The organism is Streptomyces sp. NBC_01283 (assembly GCF_041435335.1).
In the GTDB taxonomy this organism is placed as follows: domain Bacteria; phylum Actinomycetota; class Actinomycetes; order Streptomycetales; family Streptomycetaceae; genus Streptomyces.
The window spans coordinates 3,039,001-3,063,629 of record NZ_CP108430.1 but is presented as its reverse complement, the minus strand read 5'-3'; the positions used below and the strand labels follow the sequence as shown (position 1 = coordinate 3,063,629).

Annotated in this window: 24 protein-coding genes and 1 riboswitch; of the genes, 17 read left to right on the top strand and 7 right to left on the bottom strand. The window is 70.0% G+C overall.

Going from position 1 to position 24,629, the window contains the following annotated elements; all coding sequences use genetic code 11:
- Positions 1–15 precede the first annotated feature (15 nt).
- From OG302_RS13735 to OG302_RS13715, 5 genes are all read left to right on the top strand, one after another.
- The gene (locus tag OG302_RS13735; RefSeq protein WP_371527055.1) at positions 16–960 is read left to right on the top strand and encodes an AraC family transcriptional regulator; all 945 of its coding nucleotides are present in this window, start codon (positions 16–18) and stop codon (positions 958–960) included.
- Between the two features lie 45 nt (positions 961–1,005).
- A complete protein-coding gene (locus tag OG302_RS13730; protein ID WP_371527054.1) occupies positions 1,006–1,692 on the top strand; it encodes an RNA polymerase sigma factor in 687 nt (228 codons plus the stop codon).
- Positions 1,689–2,819 (top strand): CU044_5270 family protein, encoded by a 1,131-nt coding sequence (locus tag OG302_RS13725; RefSeq protein WP_371527053.1) that lies wholly within the window; start codon positions 1,689–1,691, stop codon positions 2,817–2,819. Before OG302_RS13730 ends, OG302_RS13725 begins: the two co-directional genes overlap by 4 nt.
- Before the next feature lie 220 nt (positions 2,820–3,039).
- Positions 3,040–3,207, top strand: a complete 168-nt coding sequence (locus OG302_RS13720) for a hypothetical protein (RefSeq protein WP_371527052.1) — start codon at positions 3,040–3,042, stop codon at positions 3,205–3,207.
- A gap of 204 nt (positions 3,208–3,411) precedes the next feature.
- Positions 3,412–4,221, top strand: a complete 810-nt coding sequence (locus OG302_RS13715) for an ABC transporter ATP-binding protein (RefSeq protein WP_371527051.1) — start codon at positions 3,412–3,414, stop codon at positions 4,219–4,221.
- A gap of 67 nt (positions 4,222–4,288) precedes the next feature.
- On the opposite strand, the gene OG302_RS13710 is transcribed toward OG302_RS13715, so the two are convergent.
- The gene (locus OG302_RS13710; RefSeq protein WP_371527050.1) at positions 4,289–4,501 is read right to left on the bottom strand and encodes an EF-hand domain-containing protein; all 213 of its coding nucleotides are present in this window, start codon (positions 4,499–4,501) and stop codon (positions 4,289–4,291) included.
- 81 nt (positions 4,502–4,582) lie between these two features.
- Between OG302_RS13710 and OG302_RS13705 the strand changes: the two genes are divergently transcribed.
- On the top strand, positions 4,583–5,242 hold the full coding sequence (locus OG302_RS13705; protein WP_371527049.1) for a GNAT family N-acetyltransferase: 660 nt from the start codon (positions 4,583–4,585) through the stop codon (positions 5,240–5,242).
- A 15-nt stretch (positions 5,243–5,257) separates the two neighbouring features.
- On the opposite strand, the gene OG302_RS13700 is transcribed toward OG302_RS13705, so the two are convergent.
- The 4 genes from OG302_RS13700 to gcvT form a co-directional block, all read right to left on the bottom strand.
- Entirely contained in the window at positions 5,258–6,628 is a 1,371-nt protein-coding gene (locus OG302_RS13700; protein ID WP_371750114.1) for an L-serine ammonia-lyase, read from the bottom strand.
- A gap of 180 nt (positions 6,629–6,808) precedes the next feature.
- Positions 6,809–8,068, bottom strand: coding sequence for a serine hydroxymethyltransferase (gene glyA, locus OG302_RS13695; RefSeq protein WP_371527048.1), 1,260 nt, complete (start codon positions 8,066–8,068; stop codon positions 6,809–6,811).
- Between the two features lie 30 nt (positions 8,069–8,098).
- Positions 8,099–8,476 carry a glycine cleavage system protein GcvH gene (gene gcvH / locus OG302_RS13690; RefSeq protein WP_371527047.1) on the bottom strand — a complete coding sequence of 126 codons (378 nt, stop codon included), beginning with the start codon at positions 8,474–8,476 and terminating at the stop codon, positions 8,099–8,101.
- A gap of 58 nt (positions 8,477–8,534) precedes the next feature.
- Positions 8,535–9,668 carry a glycine cleavage system aminomethyltransferase GcvT gene (gene gcvT / locus OG302_RS13685; RefSeq protein WP_371527046.1) on the bottom strand — a complete coding sequence of 378 codons (1,134 nt, stop codon included), beginning with the start codon at positions 9,666–9,668 and terminating at the stop codon, positions 8,535–8,537.
- A 161-nt stretch (positions 9,669–9,829) separates the two neighbouring features.
- Positions 9,830–9,935: riboswitch (glycine riboswitch) on the bottom strand.
- Between the two features lie 153 nt (positions 9,936–10,088).
- On the opposite strand from gcvT, the gene OG302_RS13680 reads away from it, so the two are divergent.
- The 11 genes from OG302_RS13680 to OG302_RS13630 all read left to right on the top strand — a co-directional run bounded on the left by OG302_RS13680 (position 10,089) and on the right by OG302_RS13630 (position 22,407).
- Positions 10,089–10,763 carry an AAA family ATPase gene (locus OG302_RS13680; protein WP_371750113.1) on the top strand — a complete coding sequence of 225 codons (675 nt, stop codon included), beginning with the start codon at positions 10,089–10,091 and terminating at the stop codon, positions 10,761–10,763.
- Between the two features lie 60 nt (positions 10,764–10,823).
- Positions 10,824–11,627, top strand: a complete 804-nt coding sequence (locus OG302_RS13675) for an enhanced serine sensitivity protein SseB (RefSeq protein ID WP_371527045.1) — start codon at positions 10,824–10,826, stop codon at positions 11,625–11,627.
- Between the two features lie 139 nt (positions 11,628–11,766).
- Positions 11,767–12,540: an enhanced serine sensitivity protein SseB C-terminal domain-containing protein gene (locus OG302_RS13670; protein WP_371527044.1), complete on the top strand. Its 774-nt coding sequence runs from the start codon at positions 11,767–11,769 to the stop codon at positions 12,538–12,540.
- Between the two features lie 354 nt (positions 12,541–12,894).
- Entirely contained in the window at positions 12,895–13,899 is a 1,005-nt protein-coding gene (locus tag OG302_RS13665; RefSeq protein WP_371527043.1) for an ABC transporter permease, read from the top strand.
- Between the two features lie 102 nt (positions 13,900–14,001).
- Positions 14,002–15,771: an ABC transporter substrate-binding protein gene (locus tag OG302_RS13660; protein ID WP_371527042.1), complete on the top strand. Its 1,770-nt coding sequence runs from the start codon at positions 14,002–14,004 to the stop codon at positions 15,769–15,771.
- A gap of 140 nt (positions 15,772–15,911) precedes the next feature.
- Positions 15,912–16,913, top strand: a complete 1,002-nt coding sequence (locus tag OG302_RS13655; RefSeq protein WP_371527041.1) for an ABC transporter permease — start codon at positions 15,912–15,914, stop codon at positions 16,911–16,913.
- A complete protein-coding gene (locus tag OG302_RS13650; protein ID WP_371527040.1) occupies positions 16,910–18,007 on the top strand; it encodes an ABC transporter ATP-binding protein in 1,098 nt (365 codons plus the stop codon). Before OG302_RS13655 ends, OG302_RS13650 begins: the two co-directional genes overlap by 4 nt.
- A gap of 35 nt (positions 18,008–18,042) precedes the next feature.
- On the top strand, positions 18,043–19,263 hold the full coding sequence (locus OG302_RS13645) for an ABC transporter ATP-binding protein (RefSeq protein ID WP_371527039.1): 1,221 nt from the start codon (positions 18,043–18,045) through the stop codon (positions 19,261–19,263).
- Positions 19,264–19,371: 108 nt separating this feature from the next.
- On the top strand, positions 19,372–20,763 hold the full coding sequence (locus OG302_RS13640; protein WP_371527038.1) for a M1 family metallopeptidase: 1,392 nt from the start codon (positions 19,372–19,374) through the stop codon (positions 20,761–20,763).
- A gap of 45 nt (positions 20,764–20,808) precedes the next feature.
- A complete protein-coding gene (locus tag OG302_RS13635) occupies positions 20,809–21,477 on the top strand; it encodes a trimeric intracellular cation channel family protein (protein ID WP_371527037.1) in 669 nt (222 codons plus the stop codon).
- Between the two features lie 60 nt (positions 21,478–21,537).
- On the top strand, positions 21,538–22,407 hold the full coding sequence (locus OG302_RS13630; RefSeq protein ID WP_371527036.1) for a thioesterase family protein: 870 nt from the start codon (positions 21,538–21,540) through the stop codon (positions 22,405–22,407).
- A 550-nt stretch (positions 22,408–22,957) separates the two neighbouring features.
- On the opposite strand, the gene OG302_RS13625 is transcribed toward OG302_RS13630, so the two are convergent.
- Together OG302_RS13625 and OG302_RS13620 are read right to left on the bottom strand one after the other, a co-directional pair.
- On the bottom strand, positions 22,958–23,995 hold the full coding sequence (locus tag OG302_RS13625) for a YeiH family protein (protein WP_371527035.1): 1,038 nt from the start codon (positions 23,993–23,995) through the stop codon (positions 22,958–22,960).
- Positions 23,995–24,564 (bottom strand): cysteine dioxygenase, encoded by a 570-nt coding sequence (locus OG302_RS13620; RefSeq protein ID WP_371527034.1) that lies wholly within the window; start codon positions 24,562–24,564, stop codon positions 23,995–23,997. The genes OG302_RS13625 and OG302_RS13620 overlap by 1 nt, the downstream gene beginning before the upstream one ends.
- Positions 24,565–24,629: the final 65 nt, after the last annotated feature.

Genomic DNA, 24,629 nt, shown 5'->3' with positions numbered 1-24,629 from the left:
GGCTACGGTTCGGACATGGACGTACTCAGTGACGCGATCGCCGCCATGCGGACGGGCCTCCCGCACTCCTCCCGTACGTACCAGCACGCCCCCTGGGGCATCGGCTTCGCCCCGTCGAACGGCGCCGGGTTCCATGTCGTCCTCCAGGGCTCGGCCTGGCTGCTTCCCGCCGGTGAGCGCGCGGAGCCGGTGGCGCTCGGACCCGGCGACGTGGTCTTCCTCGCGCACGGGCGGGGGCACGGCCTGGCCAGCGCGCCCGGCGTACCCCTGGAGGAGTTCGCGCTCGAAGCGGACGGGCGCTGGCCGAGGGTGTCCCGGAGCGCGGGGGAGGGTGCTGCCACGGTGCTGCTCTGCGGCGCCTATCAGCTCGACAAGGCACGCGCCCATCCGCTGCTCGCCCACCTGCCCGAGGTGGTGCACCTGCCGGCCAGGGTCGGCGAACACGCCTCGCTGCGGGCCGCGGTGGAGCTCCTCGGCGCCGAACTCGCCGACGCGCAGCCGGGGTCCGACGCGGTCGTGCCCGCGCTGCTCGACACGATGCTGCTCTACATCCTGCGCGCCTGGTGGCTCCGGGAGCAGCCCGCCGAACACCCGGCGGGCTGGGCGGCGGCCCTGCGGGACCCGGCGGTGACGGCCGCGCTGCACGCCATCCATGACGACCCCGCGCGGCCCTGGACGGTCGAGGAGCTCGGCGCGCGGGCGGGCCTGTCGCGGGCCCCGTTCGCCCGCCGGTTCGCGGCGACCGTGGGGATGCCCCCGCTCGCGTACCTGACCTGGTGGCGGATGACGTCGGCCGGCCGGCTGCTGCGCGAGGAGGATCTGCCGCTGCGGCAGGTCGCCGAACGGGCGGGCTACACCTCCGAGTTCGCCTTCTCCAAGGCGTTCAAGAGGGAGTTCGGGGTGGCCCCGGGGCAGTACCGGCGGCTGCGGGCGCCGGACAGCGGTGGCCAGGCGGTGTGACGCGGGGCACAGGAACTCGTCCGGGGTCGCGGAGAGGTACGTGATGTGAGGCGTACTGAACTGGGAGATCCGGGAGATCCGGGAGGCGGCATCCATGCGCGTATCCGGGCGGGCGAGCGGGAGGCGTTCGGTGAGTTGTACGAGGCGTACGCGCGGACGGTCTACAACCATGCCCTCCGGCTGACCGGCGACTGGTCGACCGCCGAGGAGGTCATGTCCGAGACCTTCCTCGCGGCCTGGCGCACCCGCGAGCGTCTGGAGCCGGGCGGCGGTTCGCTCAAGCCGTGGCTGCTCGGCATCGCGACGCACAAGGCGCAGAACGCCAACCGTGGCCTGCGCAGACGGCTCGCCTTCCTGTCCCGGCAGCCGTCGCCGTCCCAAGTGGCGGACTTCGCGGAGGAGTCGGCGGGGCGGATGGACGACGCGCGCAAGCTGGCGGCGGTGCACGGCGCACTGCGGCGGCTGCGCCGTCCGGAGCGTGAGGTGCTCGTGCTGTGCGTGTGGTCGGGGCTCGACTACGCGCAGGCGGCTCAGGCGCTCGGCGTTCCGGTAGGCACGGTGCGGTCGCGGCTCTCGCGGGCCAGGGCGCGGCTGCGGAAGCTCAGCGAGGACGGGGTGGATGTGACGGGTGCGTCGAAGGTGAAGAACGTGACGGAACCGCTCCGTGGCCGCGGAGAGGTAGAGAGTGAGGCCGCGTTCGCGGCCCTGCCCCTGCGGGAGGAATTCCGATGAACGCCGCCACCCCCTCTCGGGGAGAGGCCGCAGCCGAGGCCCGGGAACTGGCCGGGCTGCTGCCGGAGTCGGGCGAGGACGAATGGGAACTCCCGCCGGGTCGTCATCTTCACCACAAGGACGCCCTGATGCAGCAGATCGACCACGACACCGCCCCTGACTCCACCCCCGGCTCCGCCCCCGCGTCGCCCCGCCGCAGGCTGCTGCGTCCGGCGGTGCTGATGCCTGCCGCGGGCGCGCTCGCGGTGGCCGGGATCCTGGCCGCCACGCTTCCCTCCGGCGGCACCGGAGGCGTACGCGACATGGGCGCCGGACGGGGTGCCACCCCCGCCGCGACCGTCACGCTCGACCGGATCGCCACCGCGTCCCTGAAGTCGGGAACGAAGCCCGTGAAGGACAGCCAGTTCGTCTACCTGCGCAGCCTCGTCCAGTCCAACGACGGCGAGCTCGACGGCCCGGTGAAGCTCGGACCCCTGTACAAGGAAGAGATCTGGCTGTCCCAGAACCCCGAGCCCGTCACGGACATCGGCATGACCCGCACGAGCGGGAAGGGCGCTCCGATGGCCGGGCAGGACGTGCCGATCGAGGCGTCCGCCGTGGACGGTTCCGATGACAGCGGTGCCATTCCGGAGGGGCCCGACCGCCCGACGTACGACTGGCTCGCGACGCTGCCCACCGATCCCGACGCCCTCCTGAAGAAGCTGTACGCCGAGACGGACGTGACCGGTGAGCGGGAGACGAAGGCGCAGGCCGTCTTCGACCGGATCGGCGACCTCGTCGGCGGGTCGGTCATGCCGCCGGAGAACGCCGCCGCCCTCTACAAGGCGGTCGCCAAGCTCCCCGGTGTGGTGGTGGTGCCCGACGCGGTGGACGCGGCGGGCCGCCACGGGATCGGCATCACCATCGAGGAGTCGGCGTTCGCCACGCGCAGCGAATGGATCTTCGACAAGAAGACCTTCACCTACCTCGGTTCGCGCGGCTACATGACGAAGAACCACAAGCCGGGCGGCAAGCCGGGCAAGGCGGGGAATCCCGAGGTCGTCTACGGCAGCAGCGCGGTCCTGGAGCGCGATGTGGTCGATCAGCGCGGCCTCAGGCCCGCCAAGTCCGCCGGCGGCCGGGGCTGATCGCCCCGGATCCCCGGCACCTTCGGCATCGGCAGGAAGAGCAGCAGCCCGAACGGCGAGAGGAGGATCGTCAGGACCAGGAGCGGCCCCATCACCAGCGGGTGGAGGACGAGCAGCTCACGGAACCCGTCGATGTCCGGGCGCCGCGGACCGGCTCGGTTCGGCGGGGGACGCCGACGACGACGCCGCCGAAAGGGCCGCCCGCGCCGACCTCGGCTACGTGGACCGGCGGGTGGCGGTCGAGGACCTGGTGGAGAGCGTGGTGATCGGCACGGTGCTGGGGGAGGCGGTGTTCAACGCGATCCGCCGGATGGCACACGTGGACGCCTCGGCACGGCTGTACGGGACCGATGGCGCGGGGAAGGGAGAGGGCCGGTCGGCCGGTTAGGGGCGGGGCTGCCGACGGGCGGGCAACTGCCCGAGTACGTAACGGGGTTCTGTCTGCGCCGGACCCGAGGTGTGGTTAGGGTGTCCGCATGATCTTCCGCGGTCTCCCTCTTCTCGGCAGCCGCGGCGGGGCCTGAAACGACCGGCACCCCGCCGCGGGGCGCCGTGCTGCCGGTCGGCCAGCCGACCGAGCCGAGAGGCCACCGTGCACTCCTCCACGTACGCGCCACCTGTCCTGCACGCCGCCGACGTCACCGTCCTACGCGAGGGACGCCCCATCCTCGAAGACGTCACCCTCACCGTCCGCCCCGGCGAGCACTGGGCACTGCTCGGCGCGAACGGCGCGGGCAAGTCGACCCTGCTCAGCCTCTGCGGCGCCGTCACACACCCCACGCACGGCACGGTCGAGGTGCTCGGCCGCCGCCTGGGCAGCGTCGACCTGCGCGACCTGCGCGCGTACGTCGGTCATGTGAACCCGCGCCATCCGCTCCGCTCGCCCCTGCGGGTCCGCGACGTCGTCCTCACCGGGCTCACCAACAGCGTGGAACCGCTGCCCCGTTGGCGTCCCACGCCCGGGCAGGAGGAGCAGGCCGACCGGCTGATCACGATGCTCGGCCTCGCGCACCGCACGGACGCGCGCTGGCCCACGCTCTCCCAGGGCGAGCGCGGACGGACCCTGATCGCACGCTCACTGATGCCCCGGCCGCGGCTCCTCCTGCTCGACGAACCGGCCACCGGGCTCGACCTCGCGGGCCGCGAACGCCTCCTCGACAGCCTCGACACCCTGCGCGAGAGCCACCCCGAGCTCGCCACGGTCCTGGTCACCCACCACCTGGAGGAGCTCCCGGCCGGTACGACGCACGCGCTGCTCCTGCGGGACGGCCGCACGCACGCCTCCGGCGCCGTGGACGACGTACTGACCAGCGACCAGATCAGCAAGTGCTTCGACCACCCGGTGCGGCTGGAGCGGACGGAGGGGCGGTGGAGCGTCCGGGCGGTGCGCCGCCCGCAGTGAGCACGCCCCGCTGAGCACGCGGAAGGGGCCCGGCACGTGTGTGCCGGGCCCCTTCCGCGTGGTTCCCCTACTTGTTCAGGCTCGCCCAGAACTCGTCGAAGGAGAGACGCTTGTCCTTGTCGGTGTCCTTCGTGCCGATCACGGCCTCGGCCACCGTCTCGGTGACGTAGAAGTCCCCCATCTTCGCCATGGCCGACTTCCACTCGGCCGCCGTGATGAAGCCGTCGCCGTCCGCGTCGAACTGCTCGAACGTCCTGCGTGCTTCCTCGATGTCCGCCACCGGATCCACCCCTTCTTGGTGCACTACTGACGGGGGTTAGGGTATCGGCCGTCCGGGGACGCGATCACAAGGAGTACGCCCATGGCCAGCACCCCCTCCACGCTCGGGGCGATCCTTGACGCGGCGGCCCACGGGCACTTCCCGCCGCCCGACGGCACCACCACCGTCGTGCCGCAGCCGTGCCACCGCGACGCGGGCGTGATCGCCTTCACCGCGCACTCGGTGGTCTTCACGGACGAGGACCCGCGGTGGGTGCGCGCCACCCTCGCCGCACTCGACTGCGACCCGCTGGCCGCCACCATGAACCCGCGGTTCCTGCTCGCCTTCATGGAGCGCACGGGACGCGCCACGGACACCACCGACCTCATGACCGTCGCCGACGCGCTGCCGGGCGGCCCCGACCCGGAGCTCGGACTGCGCGAGATCGCCGACCCCGACCACCCCCGGGTCGCGCGGGCCCGCAAGCGCCGCGACGAGGTACGGGTGTGGGCCTCCGAGGGCGGCGGCGTGCTGGTGCTCGGGCGCGGCCTCACCGGGCGATGGGAGACGGCGATCGAGGTGCGGGAGGACGTACGCCACCGGGGGCTCGGCAGGGCGCTTGCGCTCGCCGCCCGGCACCTGGTGCCCGCCGGTTCCCACGTGTGGTCGCAGCAGTCCACCGGGAACGCCCGCAGCGTGCGGGCGTTCCAGGCAGCGGGTTACCGGCCGGTGGGCGCGGAGGCGCTGTTCTTCGAGTGCTGAGGCAGTGCTGAGGCCTCAGCACTCGATGATGTTCACCGCGAGTCCGCCCCGCGCCGTCTCCTTGTACTTCACGCTCATGTCCGCGCCGGTGTCCTTCATGGTCTTGATGACCTTGTCGAGGGACACCTTGTGGCTGCCGTCGCCGCGCATCGCCATCTTCGCCGCGGTCACGGCCTTCACGGCCGCCATGCCGTTGCGCTCGATGCACGGGATCTGGACGAGGCCGCCGACCGGGTCGCAGGTCAGGCCGAGGTTGTGCTCCATGCCGATCTCCGCGGCGTTCTCGACCTGCTCGGGGCTGCCGCCGAGCACCTCGGCAAGGGCGCCTGCCGCCATCGAGCAGGCGGAGCCGACCTCGCCCTGGCAGCCGACCTCGGCGCCGGAGATCGAGGCGTTCTCCTTGAAGAGCATGCCGATCGCGCCGGCCGCGAGCAGGAAGCGGACCACGCCGTCCTCGTCCGCCCCGGGGATGAAGTTCATGTAGTAGTGCAGTACCGCCGGGATGATGCCCGCGGCGCCGTTCGTCGGGGCGGTCACGACGCGGCCTCCCGCGGCGTTCTCCTCGTTCACGGCCATCGCGTAGAGAGTGATCCACTCCATGGCGCGGGCCTGCGGGTCGCCCTCGGCGCGCAGCTGGCGGGCCGAGTTGGCCGCGCGGCGGCGGACCTTGAGGCCGCCCGGCAGGATGCCCTCGCGGGACATGCCGCGCGAGACGCAGGACTGCATGACGCCCCAGATGTCGAGCAGCCCCGAGCGGATCTCCTCCTCGGTGCGCCACGCCTTCTCGTTCTCCAGCATCAGCGCGGAGATGGAGAGGCCGGTCTCGTCGGCCAGGCGGAGCAGCTCGTCACCGGTGCGGAAGGGGTGCTTGAGGACCGTGTCGTCCGGCACGATCGGGTTCTCGCCCGCCACCGCGTCGTCGTCGACGACGAAGCCGCCGCCCACGGAGTAGTACGTCTTCTCCAGGACGATGCCGCCGTCATGGCCGTACGCGAAGATCGTCATGCCGTTGGCGTGGTACGGCAGGGCCTTGCGGCGGTGCAGGACCAGGTCCTCGTCGAAGTCGAAGTCGATCTCGTGCATGCCGAGGATGTTGATGCGGCCGGTGCTCTTGATCTGCTCGACGCGGTCGTCGGCGAACTCGACGTCGACCGAGCGCGGCGATTCGCCCTCCAGGCCGAGCAGGACCGCCTTCGGGGTGCCGTGGCCGTGGCCCGTCGCGCCGAGCGAGCCGTAGAGCTCGGCCCGTATGGCGGTGGTGTGGGCCATCAGGCCCTCGTTCTTGAGGCGGCTCGCGAAGATACGGGCGGCGCGCATGGGACCGACCGTGTGGGAGCTGGACGGGCCGATGCCGATCGAGAACAGGTCGAAGACCGAGAGGGCCACGAGAAACTCCAATGGTGGTTGGTAGACGCCGTTGTCTGCCGGGGTGGTGCAGAGAACTACGAAAGAGAACTGCGAGAACTGCGAAAGCGGGGCATGAGCCGGGGCACCGCACTCACTGTCCTCACTGTCCAGTGTGCGCGGTGCCCCGAAGAATCGTACGAAGTAAAGCGTACGAAACTGCTACAGGTTGGGGTACAGCGGGTGCTTCGCTGCCAAGGCCGAGACGCGGGCCTTGAGCGACTCCGCGTCGAAGCCCGGCTTCAGCGCCTCGGCGATGATGTCGGCGACCTCACGGAAGTCGTCCTCCTGGAAGCCACGGGTCGCGAGCGCGGGCGTACCGATCCGCAGGCCCGAGGTGACCATCGGGGGGCGCGGGTCGTTCGGGATCGCGTTGCGGTTGACCGTGATGCCGACCTCGTGGAGGCGGTCCTCGGCCTGCTGGCCGTCGAGCTCGGAGTTGCGCAGGTCCACCAGGACCAGGTGCACGTCCGTGCCGCCGGACAGGACGTCGACGCCGACGGCCTTCGCGTCGTCCTGCACCAGGCGCTCGGCCAGGATGCGGGCGCCGTCCAGGGTGCGCTGCTGGCGCTCCTTGAACTCCTCGGAGGCGGCGACCTTGAAGGAGACGGCCTTCGCGGCGATCACGTGCTCCAGGGGGCCGCCCTGGAAGCCGGGGAAGACCGCGGAGTTCAGCTTCTTGGCGAACTCCTTGCTGCGGGCCAGGATGATGCCGCCGCGCGGGCCGCCGAGCGTCTTGTGCGTGGTGGAGGTGACCACGTCCGCGAACGGCACCGGGTTGGGGTGCAGACCGGCGGCGACGAGCCCGGCGAAGTGCGCCATGTCGACCCACAGGTACGCGCCGACCTCGTCGGCGATCCGGCGGAACTCGGCGAAGTCCAGCTGACGCGGGTAGGCGGACCAGCCCGCGATGATCACCTTCGGGCTGCTCTCCTTGGCCAGGCGCTCGACCTCGGCCATGTCGACCAGACCGGCCTCGTCCACGTGGTACGGGACCACGTTGAACTGCTTGCCGGAGAAGTTCAGGCGCATGCCGTGGGTGAGGTGGCCGCCGTGCGCCAGGTCGAGGCCGAGGATCGTGTCGCCGGGCTTGGCGATCGCGAAGAGGGCGGCCTGGTTGGCGGAGGCGCCGGAGTGCGGCTGGACGTTCGCGTACTCGGCGCCGAACAGCTCCTTGACCCGGTCGATCGCGATCTGCTCGGCGACGTCGACGTGCTCGCAGCCGCCGTAGTAGCGGCGGCCGGGGTAGCCCTCGGCGTACTTGTTGGTGAGGACCGTGCCCTGGGCCTCCATGACGGCGACCGGAGCGAAGTTCTCCGAGGCGATCATTTCCAGGGTGGACTGCTGGCGGTGGAGCTCGGCGTCGACGGCGGCGGCGACGTCCGGGTCCAGCTCGTGAAGAGGGGTGTTGAGAAGCGACATCAGGTGGTCCCTAGGGGTCTTTAGGAGGCTTCAGCTGCCGGAAAACGCGGTGTACTCGTCGGCGGAGAGCAGGTCCCCCGGCTCCTCCGCGACGCGCACCTTGAACAGCCAGCCGCCCTCGAAGGGCGCGGAGTTCACCAGCGACGGGTCGTCCACGACGTCCTGGTTGGCCTCGACGACCTCGCCGCTCACCGGCGAGTACAGGTCGCTGACGGACTTCGTCGACTCGAGCTCGCCGCAGGTCTCGCCCGCGGTCACCGTGTCGCCGACCTCGGGGAGCTGGGCGAAGACGACGTCACCGAGGGCGTTGGCCGCGTGCTCGGTGATGCCGACGATCGCGACACCGTCCTCGGTGGCCGAGAGCCACTCGTGCTCCTTGCTGTAACGAAGCTGCTGGGGGTTGCTCATGACCTGAATTCTCCTGTACGCGGGGGAGTGCTGGTGAACGAGGCGGTTGTGCGGGGTGTCACTTCTGGCGCTTGTAGAACGGCAGCGCCACGACCTCGTACGGCTCGTGCGTGCCGCGGATGTCCACGCCGACGCCCTCGGTGCCGGGGGCCGCGTGCGCCGGGTCGACGTACGCGATGGCGATCGGCTTGCCCAGCGTCGGGGACGGGGCGCCGGAGGTGACCTCGCCGATGACCTTGCCGTCGGCGACCACGGGGAAGCCGGCGCGCGGGACGCGGCGGCCCTCGGCGATCAGGCCGACCAGCTTGCGCGGGGGAGCGGTCTCGGCGCGCTCGGCGGCGGCCGCGAGCGCGGCGCGCCCCACGAAGGTGTCGGACTGCGAGGTCTTCTCGAACTTCACGACCCGGCCGAGGCCCGCGTCGAAGGGCGTCAGCTCCGCGGTCAGCTCGTGCCCGTACAGCGGCATGCCCGCCTCCAGGCGGAGCGTGTCACGGCAGGACAGCCCGGCCGGCACCAGACCGACGGACTCGCCCGCCTCCATCAGCGCGCCCCACAGCTTCTCGGCGTCACCGGGCGCGACGAAGAGCTCGAAGCCGTCCTCGCCGGTGTAGCCCGTCCGGGCGATCAGCGCGGGCACGCCCGCGACCGTGCCCGGCAGACCCGCGTAGTACTTCAGGCCGTCCAGGTCCGCGTCCGTGACTGACTTCAGGATGCCGGGGGACTCGGGACCCTGGACGGCGAGCAGCGCGTACGCGTCGCGGTCGTCGCGGACCTCGGCGTCGAAGCCGTCGGCGCGCGCGGTGAGCGCGTCGAGCACGACCTGCGCGTTCGAGGCGTTCGCGACGACCATGTATTCCGGGGCCTCGGCGTCACCGAGCCGGTAGACGATCAGGTCGTCCAGGATCCCGCCGTCCTCGGCACAGATCATCGTGTAGCGGGCGCGGCCGACACCGATGGAGCCGATGTTGCCGACCAGCGCGAAGTTCAGGAGATCCACGGCCTGCGGTCCGGTGACCGTGATCTCGCCCATGTGGGAGAGGTCGAAGAGACCGGCCTTGGTGCGCACGGCGTTGTGCTCGTCGCGTTCGCTGGCGTAGCGGAGCGGCATGTCCCAGCCCGCGAAGTCGGTCATCGTCGCGCCGAGCGCCCGATGCACGGCATCGAGGGCTGTCAGACGGGGGGCGGTACTCATAAAGGGAACTCCCAGGGCATGACGGGCGAGGCGAGGTCGATCCTCCCCATCTGTCATCGGAACCTGAGAGGTTCACCACGACCCGTTCGTACGTCTCGTACAGGAGGTCATGACTTGCACCTTGGGTGGAGCCGCACAGGCGGCCCGCTTTTCAGATGTGCCTCGCCCGCGCGGTACGGGGCCTGAGAGATTCAAGGGAGGGACTTGCTCCTTCGGCGCCCCGGCGCGTCGTACGACGGCCACCGGGAACTCTCCCGCGCGGATTCAAACGGCCTGTATGGAGTTTGCGCGCACATCATTGCACGCGCCTCCGTAACAGGGCAGTGGCAGTCCAGTAATGCTGTTGTGCCGCATTACCTTCTCTTTACACTTGCCGGGGAAGCTGCGGGAAGCAGGTACGTGACCGCTATGGGGAGGCCGATCACGGTGCGCAGGACGAGCGTCTACGCGACCAACACGGGGGTGGCCCTGCCCAAACAGGCCGCCGCCCCCGCCAAAGAGGGCTACGGCTCCCTGTCCACGGCAGTCGTCCGCGACCTGCGGCAGCGGTCCGGCCACAGCCCGCACCGGCTGACGTTCGGCGAGGGCGACCTGATCGTCGTCTCCGGACTGCCGGGCAGCGGCAAGTCCACGCTGATGCGCAGGGCCGTCTCGGGCCCCCGCATCGACTCGCAGGACACCCGCGACCGCTGGGCCCTGCGCATGCCGGGCCTCCTGCCGTACGCGGTGTACCGCCCCCTGGTACGCCTCGCGCATTACGCGGGTCTGCGCAGGGCCCTGCGGTCCGGCGAAGGCGTCGTGGTGCACGACTGCGGCACGCAGGCCTGGGTGCGCCGCTGGCTGGCCCGCGAGGCCGCGCGGCGCGGCACGACCCTGCACCTGCTGCTGCTCGACGTGGAGCCGGACACCGCCAGGGAGGGTCAGCTCGCACGCGGTCGCGGCGTGTCGCGGTACGCCTTCGCACGGCACCGCAGGACGGTCGGCCGGCTCGTCGGCGCCGCCGAGCGGGGCGATCTGCCGCGCGGCTGCGGTTCGGCCGTGCTGCTCGACCGGACGGCGGCCGGGGTGCTGCGGGGGATCGGCTTCGGGGGCTGAGCCGCCCGCCACGTTAGGGTCGTGCCGCAGGCAGAGCGGGACCGATCAGGGGTTGAAGAGATGGACATTCCGGCGCAGGCGCACGCGCATCCGTACGGAGGATGGCCGGGCAACGAACTCGAAGAGGTGCTCGCGGCATCCCTGGGCACCCCGGGGGCCGGCACGGCGTCCGCGGGAGCCCGCATCGTCGAGGTCCTTGGCCGCAGCCACGTCTGGGTCCCGCTGCCGAACGGCGGGGCACCGGACAGCGGCACCCTGGACCTGCCCACGCTGGAGATCGACGGCCAGGCCTACGTCCCCGTCTTCAGCTCCGAGCAGCAGTTCCAGCAGGCCACCGGCGGCCGGATGGGCTGCACCGTGGCACCCGCCGTGGAGTTCGCGCGCGGCCTTCCCCCGCAGCTGGGCATCGCGGTCAATCCGGACGGCACGGTCGGCGTGCCGCTGCCGCCCCCGGCCGTCGCCGAGCTCTGCCGCGCCGGCCGCACCCCGCTCGACGGCCCCGCGAGCGGCGGGCGCGTACGTCTCTTCGAACCGGACTGGCAGCACGACCCGGTGGACTTCCTGTCCGCCGCCGCCCGCGAGTTCGAGGCCACCGGGATCGTCCTGAGCGCCCGCCGCTGCCTGGCGAGCGTCGAGGGCGACGCGCCCTCGCTGTTCATCGGGGTCGAACTGACCTCCTGGGAGGGCAACGCGCGCGAGCTGCCGATGGAGGCCGTGGGCCGGGCCCTCGGCCACGCCCCGGTGTCCTGGCCGGTGAACCTGGTGCTGCTCGACGTCGCCCAGGACCCGGTCGGTGACTGGATGCGCGAGCGCGTCCGGCCCTTCTTCGGCCGGACCCGGGGGCACGAGCACGGATATGTGTAAGGACATGTGCAGGTACGTGTGTGAGGGTGCCGTACGTCAAGTCGGTGTCAGGATCGCCGCTTAAGCTGGTTTCATAACCGGGGTCCACCCGGTCAGCGGGTGAGCGGGTCAGCGGGTCATCGCGAAGGGGCGGTTAAGGGTGAGTGCGTCGGGCACGGCTGCGGCCGGGCAGGTCGAGCACATGCTGCGCCAGGTGACGCCAGGGCGCTATGACGCCTACGAGGCGCTCCTGCGGGCGCTCGCCGCCGACCAGGTGTGGATGCTGCTCTGGCACGGCCAGGCCGGATCCCCCGACGCCCAGTACGGGAACATGGAGGTCGAGGGCCTCGGGTACGCGCCGTGCGTGACCTCCGCCCAGGAGCTCTCCGCCAGCGGCTGGAACCGCTCGTACGAAGTGGTCAGCGGGCTCGACATCTCCCGCACCCTCTACCCCGACCACTACGGCCTCTGGCTCAATCCGCACGCCCCCGGCGGCGGCGTCGGCATCCCCTGGCTCGACCTGCGGCGCATCGCGACGGGCCTCGACCTGCTGCCCGCGGGACCACTGCGGATCACCGAGCCGGCCATCGAGATCCCCCAGTTCTACGCCCTGCTCACGCAGAACGCGCACCGCACCCCCGCGGTCCGCTCGCTGCGCCGCGCCTGGGTGCAGCCCGCGCTCGGCGCCCCGTATCTGGCCATCGGTCTCGATGTGTACGACACCTCGCCGGGATCGGTCGACGGGGTGCGCACGATGATGCAGCAGTCGATCGCCGCCGTCCCCGACGGGCTGCCCGTGTCGACCGTCGCGATGTCGGACGGGTACGACCCGGTCGCCATGTGGCTGCACGCCAACGCACGACCGTTCTACGACCGCGAGGCCCAGCCGGCCCCGGCCCCCGCGGGTGGCTACGGCTACCCCGCGCAGTACTGAATCAGCACCGCGACCCTTACCGAATAGGCCCTGGGCCGGCCGCCGCGGCTCGTATACCTGCCCTGACCGTCACGATGTCCGTTCTGATGGTGGAGGGGCCCTATGGGCTCCCGTGGCGCATTGCGACCCAACTGCCCCGTGTTCGACCCTCGTTCACGTGCGTCCGGATAACGGAACACCTCGATCAGCATCACGGTTGCGCATCCATTCCCCGTCAAGTCTGGTAACAGATCGCGACGGCGATGAAGACTCCCGCACCAGGGGCGCTTCGCCCCTGTGTACGACGGACTGATCACGTCGCTACAGCGGCAAGTGCGGGCCGGTCACCACCGGTTGAGAGGGGTCCCTGCCACGATGACGGCACCATTGCATGACACACCTGCGGACGCGGACCCGACAGCGGACGTCGCTCCCGCAGCTGGTGCAGGGGTGAAGAAGGTCGAGGGGCGGTCCCTCAAGCAGATCGCCTGGAACCGCCTGAAGCGGGACAAGGTCGCCCTGGCCGGTGGCATCACCGTGATCCTCCTGGTCCTTGTCGCCGTCTTCGCGCCCCTGATCGTCTCCCTGCTGGGCCACCCGCCCAACGAGTTCCATCAGGACGAGCTGGAGGACCTGACGAACCTGCCCAAGGGCGCGTTCGGCGGCATGAGTTGGGACTTCCTCTTCGGAGTGGAGCCCAACAAGGGCCGCGACGTCTTCAGCCGGATCGTCTACGGCGCCCGGATCTCACTGCTCGTGGCGTTCCTCGCCGCCGTGGTGGCCGTGGTGCTCGGCACCTTCTTCGGCATCATCGCCGGCTACTTCGGTGGCTGGGTCGACGCGCTCATCAGCCGGGTCATGGACGTGCTGCTCGCCTTCCCGCAGCTGCTCTTCGTGATCTCCCTGGTCTCCGTCCTCCCCGACGACCTGCTCGGGCTCACCGGCAGCGGCGTCCGCATCGCGGTACTGATCCTGGTGATCGGCTTCTTCGGCTGGCCCTACGTCGGGCGCATCGTCCGCGGCCAGACCCTCTCGCTGCGCGAACGCGAGTACGTGGAGGCGGCCCGCAGCCTCGGCGGCGGTCAACGGCACATCCTCTTCCGTGAGTTGCTGCCGAACCTGGTCGCTCCGATCACCGTGTACGCGACCCTGATGATCCCCACCAACATCCTCACCGAAGCGGCGCTCAGCTTCCTCGGCGCAGGTGTACGGCCGCCGACGGCCTCCTGGGGCGGCATGCTCCGGGATGCCCTGGCGACGTACGAGCACGACCCGATGTTCATGGTCTTCCCCGGCCTGGCGATCTTCGTGACCGTGCTTGCCTTCAACCTCTTCGGTGACGGGCTGCGCGACGCCCTGGACCCCAAGGGAACTCGGTAAACAGCTCCAACTGGCTTGCCCCTGCCGCAGCGTCAGGTGGCTCTTCCCATGGTTCTTAAGGCAGTCAAAGCCAAGGACCGCGAATCTCGGAGGATGCGAGAAATGCCCACAGGTTCCTCTAAACGACGGTTGACCGCAGGCGCGGCCCTCGTCGTGGCGGCGCTGGTGACCACCACGGCGTGCGGCGGCGGCAGCGACGACGACGACAGCAAGGGTGCCGGCTACAACGCCGCCATCGGCAAGGTCGCGAACAAGTCGGCGAAGAAGGGCGGAACGCTCAAGTTCATCGCCAAGCAGGACCTGGACTCGGCCGACCCGCAGCGCGCGTACTACGGCATGACGTGGGACTTCATGCGGTACTACACCCGCACGCTGATCACGTACGACACCAAGCCGGGTGCCGCGTCCAACAAGCTCGTCCCCGACCTCGCCGAGTCCACGGCGAAGATCAGCGACGACGGCAAGACCTACACGTACAAGCTGCGTGACGGTTTGACCTGGGAAGACGGCTCGAAGATGTCCTCCAAGGACATCAAGTACGGCATCGAGCGCATCTGGGCGACCAAGGTCATCACCGGTGGTCCCGGCTACCTGAAGTCCACGCTTGACCCCAAGGGCGAGTACAAGGGCCCCTACGAGGACAAGTCGAAGGACAAGCTGGGCCTGAAGGCGATCGAGACGCCTGACGACAAGACCATCATCTTCAAGCTGCCCAAGAAGAACGGCGACTTCGAGCAGATGCTCGCGATGCCGTCGGGCACCCCGGTCAAGCAGTCCGAGGACACCGGCGCCAAGTACACCCAGCGCCCGTTCTCCTCCGGCCCGTACAAGTTCCAGAACTACAGCGCGGGCAAGAGCATCACGCTCGTCCGCAACAAGAACTGGAAGAAGTCGTCCGACCCGATCCGTCCCGCGCTGCCGGACAAGATCTCGGTCACCATCTCGGCGAACCTCGAAGAGAACGACAAGCGCCTGATGGAAGGCGACTACGACATCGACATGAATGGCACGGGCATGACCCAGTCGGGTCGTACCACCGCCATTCAGGACCACAAGGACAACGTCGACAACATGCAGACGGACTTCGTCCGTTACGTCGCCCTTGTGACCAAGACGAAGCCGTTCGACAACGAGGCCTGCCGCAAGGCCGTCTTCTACGCCACGGACTTCGCGAGCCTGCAGAAGACCCGTGGTGGCCCGGTCGCCGCCGGTGAGATCGCCACCAACGTCTTCCCGAAGTCGATCAAGGGTCACGACGACTACGACCCGTACGGGATCCTGAAGCGCAAGGGCAAGCCGGACGCCGCCAAGGCCAAGGAAGAGCTCAAGAACTGCGGCAAGCCGGGCGGCTTCTCGACCAAGATCTCGGCCCGCACCAACCAGCCGGGTGAGGTGGACGCCGCCACGGCGCTCCAGGAGCAGCTCAAGAAGGTCAACATCAACGCCGAGGTCGACCAGATCGACGGCGCCGACTCCTCCAGCATCACCGGCTCTCCCGCGGTGGTGAAGAAGCGCGGCATCGGCATGACGATGGCGGGCTGGGGTCCTGACTTCCCGACCGGCCAGGGTTACGCCCAGCCGCTGTTCGACAGCCGTTTCATCAACGAGAACGGCAACTACAACGAGTCGCAGATCGACGAGCCGAAGATCGACAAGTACTTCGACGACGCGATCGCCACGGTCGACCCCGAGAAGGCCGGCCAGATCTACACCGACCTCGCCCACGAGATCGTGGACAAGGCGTACTGGATGCCCTTCATCTACGAGAAGAACATCAGCTGGCGTTCCTCGCGGGCGACCAACGTCTACTCGTCCGCCGCGTACAGCGGTCGCTACGACTACATCTCGCTCGGTGTGAACGACGCGAAGTAGTAGCAGCACAACCAGCAGTCAGTAGTCGCCGCAAGGCCGTCCCACCGCCGAATCCCGCCAGTCCGAAGGGCAGGTGATGGCCCCGGGCGGTGGCCGGGACTCCTCACAAGGGGGTCCCGGCCACCGCCGGGCCGCGCACAGTGCTTGCTTATCTCATCCGGCGCCTGATCGCCGTTGTCGTCATGGTGCTGGTCGTACTGCTCGCGACCTTCACCGTCTTCTTCATGCTGCCCAAGTGGGCGGGACAGGACATCGCCGTCCTCTTCGCCGGTAAGTCGTCCGGAGCCGAGCAGCTCGCGGGCATCCGGATCAAACTGGGACTCGACGACCCTCTGCTCGTCCAGTTCTGGGACTTCGTCAAGGGCATCCCGATGGGGCGTGACTACGCCAACGGGGCCGACGTGACCCACTGCCCGGCCCCCTGCTTCGGATACTCCTTCCGTACCGAGGCGCCCGTCTGGGAGACCCTCAAGGACGCCCTGCCCGTCACCGCGGCGCTCGCCGCGGGCGCGTGCGTGCTGTGGCTGGTCGCCGGTGTCGCCACCGGTGTGCTCTCCGCCCTCAAGCGGGGCACCATCTGGGACCGTTCCGCGATGATCACCGCCCTCGCCGGCGTCTCCCTGCCGATCTTCTTCACCGGCATGATCGCGATGGGGCTCTTCGTCCACACCCTCGGCTGGGTGAAGATCGAGGACACCCTCACCACGGACGATCCGATCAACATCTGGTTCGAGACGCTGATCCTTCCGTGGATCGTGCTCGCGTTCCTCAACGCCGCCATGTATGCGCGACTGACCCGCGCCACCATGCTGGAAGTGCTCGGTGAGGACTACATCCGCACCGCGCGCGCCAAGGGGCTCGGCGAGGCCGTCGTCATCAGACGGCACGCGCTGCGCTCCGCCATGACGCCGATCCTCACGGTCTTCGGCCTCGACCTCGGTGTGCTCCTCGGCGGCGCCGTCCTCACCGAGTCCACGTTCAACCTGCCGGGGCTCGGCCTGGAGGCGGTCAAGGCCATCAGCAACAAGGACCTGCCGGTGATCCTCGGCGTCACCTTGTGCGCGTCGCTCGCGATCGCACTCGCCAACCTCGTCGTCGACCTTCTGTACGCCGTCATCGACCCGCGAGTGAGGCTGGGATGACCGAACTGCACAAGACCGGAGCGGCGGTCGGAGAACCCGTCGCCGATTCGGTCGCTCCCACCGCCTTCCTCGAGGTGCGCGACCTCAAGGTGCACTTCCCGACCGACGACGGCATCGTCAAGTCCGTCGACGGGCTCAGCTTCCAGCTGGAGAAGGGCAAGACCCTCGGCATCGTCGGCGAGTCCGGCTCCGGCAAGTCGGTCACCTCGCTGGGCATCCTCGGCCTGCACACCGCCGGGCAGTACGGCAGCCGCAAGGCCAAGCTGTCCGGCGAGATCTGGCTGAACGGCACGGAGCTGCTCAGTGCGGACCCGAACCAGGTGCGCAAGCTGCGTGGCCGCGACATGGCGATGATCTTCCAGGACCCGCTGTCCGCGCTGCACCCGTACTACTCCATCGGCACGCAGATCATGGAGGCGTACCGGGTCCACCACGACGTGGACAAGAAGGTCGCCCGCAAGCGTGCCGTCGAGATGCTCGACCGGGTGGGCATCCCCCAGCCGGACAAGCGGGTCGACAGCTACCCGCACGAGTTCTCGGGCGGCATGCGCCAGCGCGCGATGATCGCGATGGCCCTGGTGAACAACCCCGAACTGCTCATCGCGGACGAGCCGACGACCGCCCTCGACGTCACCGTCCAGGCGCAGATCCTCGACCTCATCCGGGACCTGCAGAAGGAGTTCGGCTCCGCGGTCATCATGATCACGCACGACCTGGGCGTGGTCGCCGAGATGGCGGACGAGCTGCTCGTGATGTACGGCGGGCGCTGCGTCGAGCGCGGCACCGCCGAGAAGGTCTTCTACGAGCCCCAGCACCCCTACACCTGGGGCCTGCTCGGCTCGATGCCGCGCATCGACCGCGAGCAGACCGACCGTCTCGTGCCGGTCAAGGGCTCCCCGCCCAGCCTGATCAACCTGCCTACGGGCTGCGCCTTCAACCCGCGCTGCCCCTACGCCGACATCCCCAAGGACCAGATCACCCGCCGTGAGCGCCCCGACCTGCGCGAGGTCGAGCCGGGGCACTTCACCGCCTGCCACATGTCGCAGGACGAGCGCACCCGGATCTGGACCGAAGAGATTGCGCCGAAGCTGTGAAAGACGACACGAAAGATCAGGCGAAGGGCCAGGAGATGACGATCCCGGCGCAGACGAAGGGCTCGGTCGAGCCGCTGCTCAAGGTCGACGGCCTGGTGAAGCACTTCCCCATCAAGAAGGGGCTGCTGCAGCGCCAGGTGGCGGCCGTGCAGGCCGTGGACGGCCTCTCCTTCGACGTGCGTCCGGGCGAGACGCTCGGCGTCGTGGGCGAGTCGGGCTGCGGCAAGTCGACGATGGGCCGTCTGATCACCCGTCTGCTCGAACCGACCGCGGGCCGCGTGGAGTTCGAGGGCGTGGACATCACGCACCTGAACACCGGCAAGATGCGGCCGCTGCGCCGTGACGTGCAGATGATCTTCCAGGACCCGTACTCGTCGCTGAACCCGCGGCACACCATCGGCACGATCGTCGGTGCGCCGTTCAAGCTGCAGGGCGTCAAGCCCGAGGGCGGTCTGCGCAAGACCGTGCAGGAGATGCTGGAGCGGGTGGGGCTCAGCCCCGAGCACTACAACCGCTACCCGCACGAGTTCTCCGGCGGTCAGCGCCAGCGCATCGGCATCGCGCGTGCGCTCGCCCTGCGGCCCAAGCTGGTCGTGGCCGACGAGCCCGTCTCCGCCCTGGACGTCTCCATCCAGGCACAGGTGGTCAACCTCCTGGACGACCTGCAGGACGAGCTCGGTCTCACGTACGTGATCATCGCGCACGACCTCTCGGTCATCCGGCACGTCTCGGACCGCATCGCGGTGATGTACCTGGGCAAGATCGTGGAGCTGGCGGACCGCCAGGACCTCTACTCCACGCCGATGCACCCGTACACCAAGGCGCTGCTCTCCGCGGTACCCGTGCCCGACCCCAAGCGGCGTGGCGTCAAGAGCGAGCGCATCCTGCTGCGCGGTGACGTCCCCTCGCCGATCGACCCGCCCACCGGCTGCCGTTTCCACACGCGCTGCTGGAAGGCGACGGAGATCTGCGCGAAGACCGAGCCGCCGCTGATCCCCCTCGCCTCCGGGCACCAGGTGGCGTGCCACCACCCGGAGAACGCCGAGGACCAGCAGCCGGGCGACACCAAGCTGCTGCAGGTCGCCAAGGAGGCGATCGACGTGGTGTCGGTGGTGAGCAAGGCGGAGGAGACGGCCGAGGAGGCCGCGGCTCCGAAGAAGACCGTCGCGAAGACCGCTCCTGAAGCGAAGATCGCACCTGAAGTGAAGACCGCTCCTGAAGCGGAAGGCAAGGGTCAGGCGTCAACTGACCAGTAGCACCTGATGACTTGGTAAAAATCAGGCACCAAGTCATGTACACGCCCATACGGGAGAGTGCAGAGTCTGCGTGTCCGTTTCATCGGAACACGCGCTAAGGGATGACTCATGGCACTCTCCCGTTCGGCACGTCTGGGGGCGCTGGCCACCGCCGCCGCCTCCTTCTGCTTGATAGCCGCCGCACCCGCGCCCCACCCGGGCTCCGACGGTGTCGGCGACACGTACTTCCCGCAGCTCGGCAACGGCGGGTTCGACGTCAGCCACTACGGCCTCGACGTGGCGTACAACCCCGACACCGACCGCCTCGACGGCCGCACCACGATCACCGCACGCGCCACCCAGAACCTGTCCTCGTTCGACCTCGACCTCCAGAAGCTGGAGGTGACGAGAATCGAGGTGAACGGCAGACGCGCGAAGTTCACCCGCGACGGCGACGAGATCCGCATCAGCCCGCGCGACCACCTGGGCAAGAACAAGAAGTTCACCGTGACCGTCACCTACGGCGGTGTGCCCGAGCCGCTGAGCGGCCCCATCGTCTTCGGCTCCGACTACGGCTGGATGAAGACCACCGACGGCGTCTTCGTCGCCTGCGAGCCCAACGCGGCCTCGACCTGGTTCCCGTCCAGCGACCACCCGTCGGACAAGGCCGCGTTCGACATCCGCATCAAGGCCCCCAAGGGGCTGACCGGCGTCTCCAACGGCCGGCTCGTCGACACGTACAGCAAGGGCGGACAGACCGTCGCCCACTGGCGCGAGACCAAGCCCATGGCGACCTATCTCGCGACCGCCACCATCGGCAAGTTCGACGTGAAGCAGGGCAAGACCCCTGCGGGCACCCCGATCTACGTCGCCATCGACCCCGTACTGGAGAACAGCAACAACGTCGACGTGTACGGCGTCACCGCCGAGGTCACCGACTACTGGTCGAAGATCTTCGGGCCCTATCCCTTCGAGGAGACCGGCGCGATCGTCGACGACATGCCGCAGGCGGGCTTCTCCCTGGAGACCCAGACCAAGCCGGTCTACTCCGCGATCCGCAGCGAGTCGACCATCGCCCACGAGCTGGCCCACCAGTGGTTCGGCGACTCGATCTCGGTCGAGAAGTGGAAGCACATCTGGCTCAACGAGGGCTTCGCGACCTACTCCCAGTGGCTGTGGAGCGAGCACAAGGGCACCCAGTCCGCCCACGACGCCTTCCTCGCCGGCTACAACTCACGCCCCGCCGACTCCGCCTTCTGGCAGACCGTCGTCGGTGACCCGCAGCGCGACACGATGTTCGCCTCCGCCGTCTACCAGCGTGGCGCGATGACGCTCCAGGTCCTGCGCGAGCGCATCGGCGACAAGGCGTTCTTCAAGCTGCTTCCGGCCTGGAGCGCGCAGAACCGCTACGGGAACGTCACGACCGACGACTTCATCCGCCTCGCCGAGAAGATCTCGGGCAAGCAGCTCGACTCGCTCTTCCAGACGTGGCTGTTCACGAAGGGCAAGCCCGCCCTGTAGCGGCCCCTTGCCGGGCCCGCCGCGGCGGGCAGGTAAGAATGTCGCGTGATCCAGGATCTCTTCAGTCCCTCCGTCCAGCACGCGCTCGACATCGTCGGGATCTTCGTGTTCGCGATCTCCGGCGCGCTGCTCGCCGTACGCAAGAACTTCGACGTCTTCGGCATCGCCGTGCTCGCCGAGGTCACCGCGCTGGGCGGAGGGCTCATCCGGGACGTGGTCATCGGGGCGGTGCCGCCCGCCGCCTTCGTCGACCTGGGCTACTTCATCACGCCGCTGTTCGCCGCGCTCCTGGTGTTCTTCCTGCACCCCGAGGTGGAGCGCACCCAGCTCGCGGTGAACGTCTTCGACGCGGCGGGCCTCGGCCTCTTCTGCGTCACCGGCACGACCAAGGCGTACGACTACGGCCTCGGCCTCACCGCGTCGGCGGCCCTGGGGCTCGCCACGGCGGTGGGCGGCGGTGTGCTGCGCGACATCATCGCCAATGAGGTGCCGTCGCTGGTGCGCTGGGACCGGGACCTGTACGCGGTGCCCGCAATCGTCGGCTCCGCGATGGTCGCGCTCTGCATCAAGTACGACATGGTGAACGCCTTCACCAGCGGCCTCGCCGTGATCGCGACCTTCGTCCTGCGGCTGCTCGCGCTGCACTACCACTGGCGTGCACCGCGGGCCTGGCACCGGCGGTCGACGGCGGTGGAGGTGGAGGACGCCGCCTGACGCGGACCGGTCCGGAAGAAAAAGCTACCGCTCAGTAATTTCTTGTTGTACGTTGCCGGTATGGCAGAGGCAGCATCCATCCCGGCAGCGGTGCCCGCGAGCATCGGCGACAGCGAGTTCGACCGCGACACCGCGGTCACCCGACGGGAGCCCGGTGTCTACGACATCGAGCTCTCCGCCGGCTGGACGATCATCAACGCCGTCAACGGCGGCTATCTCCTCGCGGTCCTCGGCCGTGCGCTGGCCGACGCCCTGCCGCACGCGGACCCCTTCACGGTCTCCGCGCACTACCTCACGGCGTCCCAGCCCGGGCCCGCCGTGATCCGCACGGACACCGCACGCGCCGGGCGGACCCTGTCGACCGGGCAGGCCTCGCTCTTCCAGTACGACGAGGAGGGGCGCGAGGTCGAGCGGATCCGTGTGCTCGCCTCCTACGGAGATCTGGCGGGGCTCCCCGACGACGTCCGTACGACGGCCAAGCCGCCCGCGCTGCCGCCGATCGAGCAGTGCTTCGGGCCGCAGGACGCGCCGGACCACCGGCCGGTGCCCGGCAGTTCGGCGATCAGTGACCGGCTCTTCCTGAAGCTGGACCCGTCCACCCTGGGGTGGGCCCTCGGCCAGCCCTCCGGCAAGGGCGAGATGCGCGCCTGGTTCGGCCTCGCGGACGGGCGTGACGCCGATCCGCTGTCGCTGCTGCTCGCGGTGGACGCGTTGCCGCCGACGGCCTTCGAGATCGGGCTCTCCGGGTGGGTGCCGACGGTGGAGCTGACGGTGCACGTCCGCGCGAAGCCCGCGCCCGGCCCTCTCCGGGTCGCCATCACCACCCGCAACCTCGCCGGCGGCTTCCTGGAGGAGGACGCGGAGGTCTGGGACAGCGCGGACCGCCTGGTCGCCCAGTCCCGCCAACTGGCCCGCGTCCGCCTCTCCTGAACGCCGGCTGCCGCCTTCCTTCACGTCCGCTGCCGCCTTCCCCGAACCGCCGCTGCCCTGTTCTGAACCGCCGCTGCGCGGCGGATCTCTCCCACCCACCCACCCGATCACCCTGCAGCACACGGGCGACGAGCAATACCCCACAGCCAGGGGCCTGTCCGCCGGGTCGGCGACGGACAGGCCCCTACCCCCCCCGGGAGCCGCGACCGCACCGCCTGACCGGCACTGCCCGCCTCGGATGGTGGCTGCGCCCCCGAGGGGAGTGCCGGGCCTGGGTAGTCGCCATGATGCCGAGATGGCTGTCCCTGAGCCGCGGCCGTGCCGCCCGGCTGGCACCCGCCCGCCTCGGATGGTGGCTGCGCCCCCGAGGGGAGTGTCGGGCCTGGGTAGTCGCCATGATGCCGAGATGGCTGTCCCTGAGCCGCGGCCGTGCCGCCCGGCTTGGGCAGTGATCGTCCCGTCGCCTGGGCCCTGCCCACGCCCGGCCAGTGCCCGCCGCCTTGCCCTCGCCGTCCCCGCTCGGCCGGCGCCCCCGCCGTCGCCCCGATGCCTACGCCGTCGCCATGACCCCCACGTAGGACACCCCCGCCACCACCACCCACGCGCACAGCCCCAGTGCCGCCACCCGGCCCCCCGTCCGGGTCAGTGACCGTAGGTCCACCGCTGCGCCCAGGCCGAACAGGGCTGCCGCCAGGAGCAGTTCCTGGGCGTGGGCCGCCGCGGTGAGGGCGGATTCTGGTATCCAGCCCGTGCTTCGTGCCGCGACCATCCCGATGAAGCCCGCCACGAACAGCGGCAGTACCGGCGGGCGGCGCTTTCCCGTTCCGCGGGTCGCTGAGCGTGCCCGTACGGAGAGTCCCACCGCCGCCACCAGCGGCGCGAGCACCGCCACCCGCATCAGCTTCACCAGGACCGCGTCCCCCAGGGCCCCCGCCCCGGCGGTCTGCGCGGTGGCCACCACCTGGCCCACGTCATGGACACTCGCACCCGCCCACCGGCCGAACTCCGCGTCAGTCAGCCCCAACGGCCCCTGCAGCAGCGGCAGTACAGCGATGGCCAGCGTTCCGCACAGCGTTACGAGCGCCACCGAGACCGCCGCGTCCCCTTCCTCGCTCTCGGTCACCTCGCTGACCGCGCCGATCGCGGACGCACCGCATATCGAGTACCCGGTGGCGATCAGAAGCGGCTGATCGCCGGGCAGCCCCATCCGGCGGCCGAGCCACCACGTCCCGAAGAACGTCGCCGCGACCACCCCGAGCACCATCGCCACGGTCGCCAAGCCGAGGCCGAGGACGTCGTCCAGGCTCAGCTTCAGGCCGAGCAGGACGATGCCGGTCCGCATCAGCCGCTTCCCGGCGAGCGAGAGCCCCGCCTTGCCCCGGCCTCGTACGACAGCGCGTACGCCCGGCACGTGCGCCGCCGCGAGCCCGAGCACCACGGCCGCCGTCAGCATCGGCACGGCGGGGACCAGGGCGTGGACCGTCCAGGCCACCACGACACCGAGCGCGGCGAGGGCGAGGCCCGGCAGCGGGCGGGGGCCGGGAGGCAGCACGGGGGCGGTCTGCTGGCGCTGCCCCAGGAGCGCCATCAGCGGTCGGCCGGCAGGTCGTACACCCGGCGCACGCTGGTGCCCAGGCGGGAGATGTCCGCGCCGTACACGTGGAGCGAGATGGCACGCTCCGTACCGGTGTTCCAGACCCGGTGGATGTCGCCGGGCGGCGCGAAAGCGGCCACCGTGCCCTGCTCGTTGACCAGGTCCTCGGTGGCGACGAGCCGCGCGGGGGAGCCGGACGCCGCCGGTATCAGCCGGTAGCGCCGCTCGTGCTCCGCGCCCTCGTGGACGCCGGAGACGCACCAGGAGACGTGGTCGTGGACCGGCGTGCGCTGGCCCGGCAGCCAGACGACGGCGATCACGGAGAAGCTGCCGTCGTGCTCCGCGTGCAGCAGATGCTGCCGGTAGTGCTCCGGGTCGCCCGCACGCTGCTCGGCGGTGAGCAGATCGGCCGCGCCCAGATGCGGCGCGAGCCTCTCGCCGACCAGGTACGCCGTCAGGTCCGGCGGAAGCCCCCGCCCGACGGCCTCGCGCACGCCGGAGACGAGGACATCCAGGCGCCCGGTGGTGCGGGCGGCGCGGAACGCGGTGGTGGAGGTGCTCATAAAGGCAGCGTCCTGCCGCCCTTCCATCACGTCCAACGACAGTTTCTAAGCGTCTCCCCAACTTC

Coding starts and splice junctions, on each gene's coding strand:
- OG302_RS13735 (WP_371527055.1), top strand. CDS start 16: ATGGACGTACTCAGTGACGCGATCGCCGCCATGCGGACGGGCCTCCCG.
- OG302_RS13725 (WP_371527053.1), top strand. CDS start 1,689: ATGAACGCCGCCACCCCCTCTCGGGGAGAGGCCGCAGCCGAGGCCCGG.
- OG302_RS13705 (WP_371527049.1), top strand. CDS start 4,583: ATGGCCAGCACCCCCTCCACGCTCGGGGCGATCCTTGACGCGGCGGCC.
- glyA (WP_371527048.1), bottom strand. CDS start 8,068: ATGTCGCTTCTCAACACCCCTCTTCACGAGCTGGACCCGGACGTCGCC.
- gcvH (WP_371527047.1), bottom strand. CDS start 8,476: ATGAGCAACCCCCAGCAGCTTCGTTACAGCAAGGAGCACGAGTGGCTC.
- gcvT (WP_371527046.1), bottom strand. CDS start 9,668: ATGAGTACCGCCCCCCGTCTGACAGCCCTCGATGCCGTGCATCGGGCG.
- OG302_RS13675 (WP_371527045.1), top strand. CDS start 10,824: ATGGACATTCCGGCGCAGGCGCACGCGCATCCGTACGGAGGATGGCCG.
- OG302_RS13665 (WP_371527043.1), top strand. CDS start 12,895: ATGACGGCACCATTGCATGACACACCTGCGGACGCGGACCCGACAGCG.
- OG302_RS13660 (WP_371527042.1), top strand. CDS start 14,002: ATGCCCACAGGTTCCTCTAAACGACGGTTGACCGCAGGCGCGGCCCTC.
- OG302_RS13650 (WP_371527040.1), top strand. CDS start 16,910: ATGACCGAACTGCACAAGACCGGAGCGGCGGTCGGAGAACCCGTCGCC.
- OG302_RS13645 (WP_371527039.1), top strand. CDS start 18,043: ATGACGATCCCGGCGCAGACGAAGGGCTCGGTCGAGCCGCTGCTCAAG.
- OG302_RS13640 (WP_371527038.1), top strand. CDS start 19,372: ATGGCACTCTCCCGTTCGGCACGTCTGGGGGCGCTGGCCACCGCCGCC.
- OG302_RS13630 (WP_371527036.1), top strand. CDS start 21,538: ATGGCAGAGGCAGCATCCATCCCGGCAGCGGTGCCCGCGAGCATCGGC.
- OG302_RS13625 (WP_371527035.1), bottom strand. CDS start 23,995: ATGGCGCTCCTGGGGCAGCGCCAGCAGACCGCCCCCGTGCTGCCTCCC.
- OG302_RS13620 (WP_371527034.1), bottom strand. CDS start 24,564: ATGAGCACCTCCACCACCGCGTTCCGCGCCGCCCGCACCACCGGGCGC.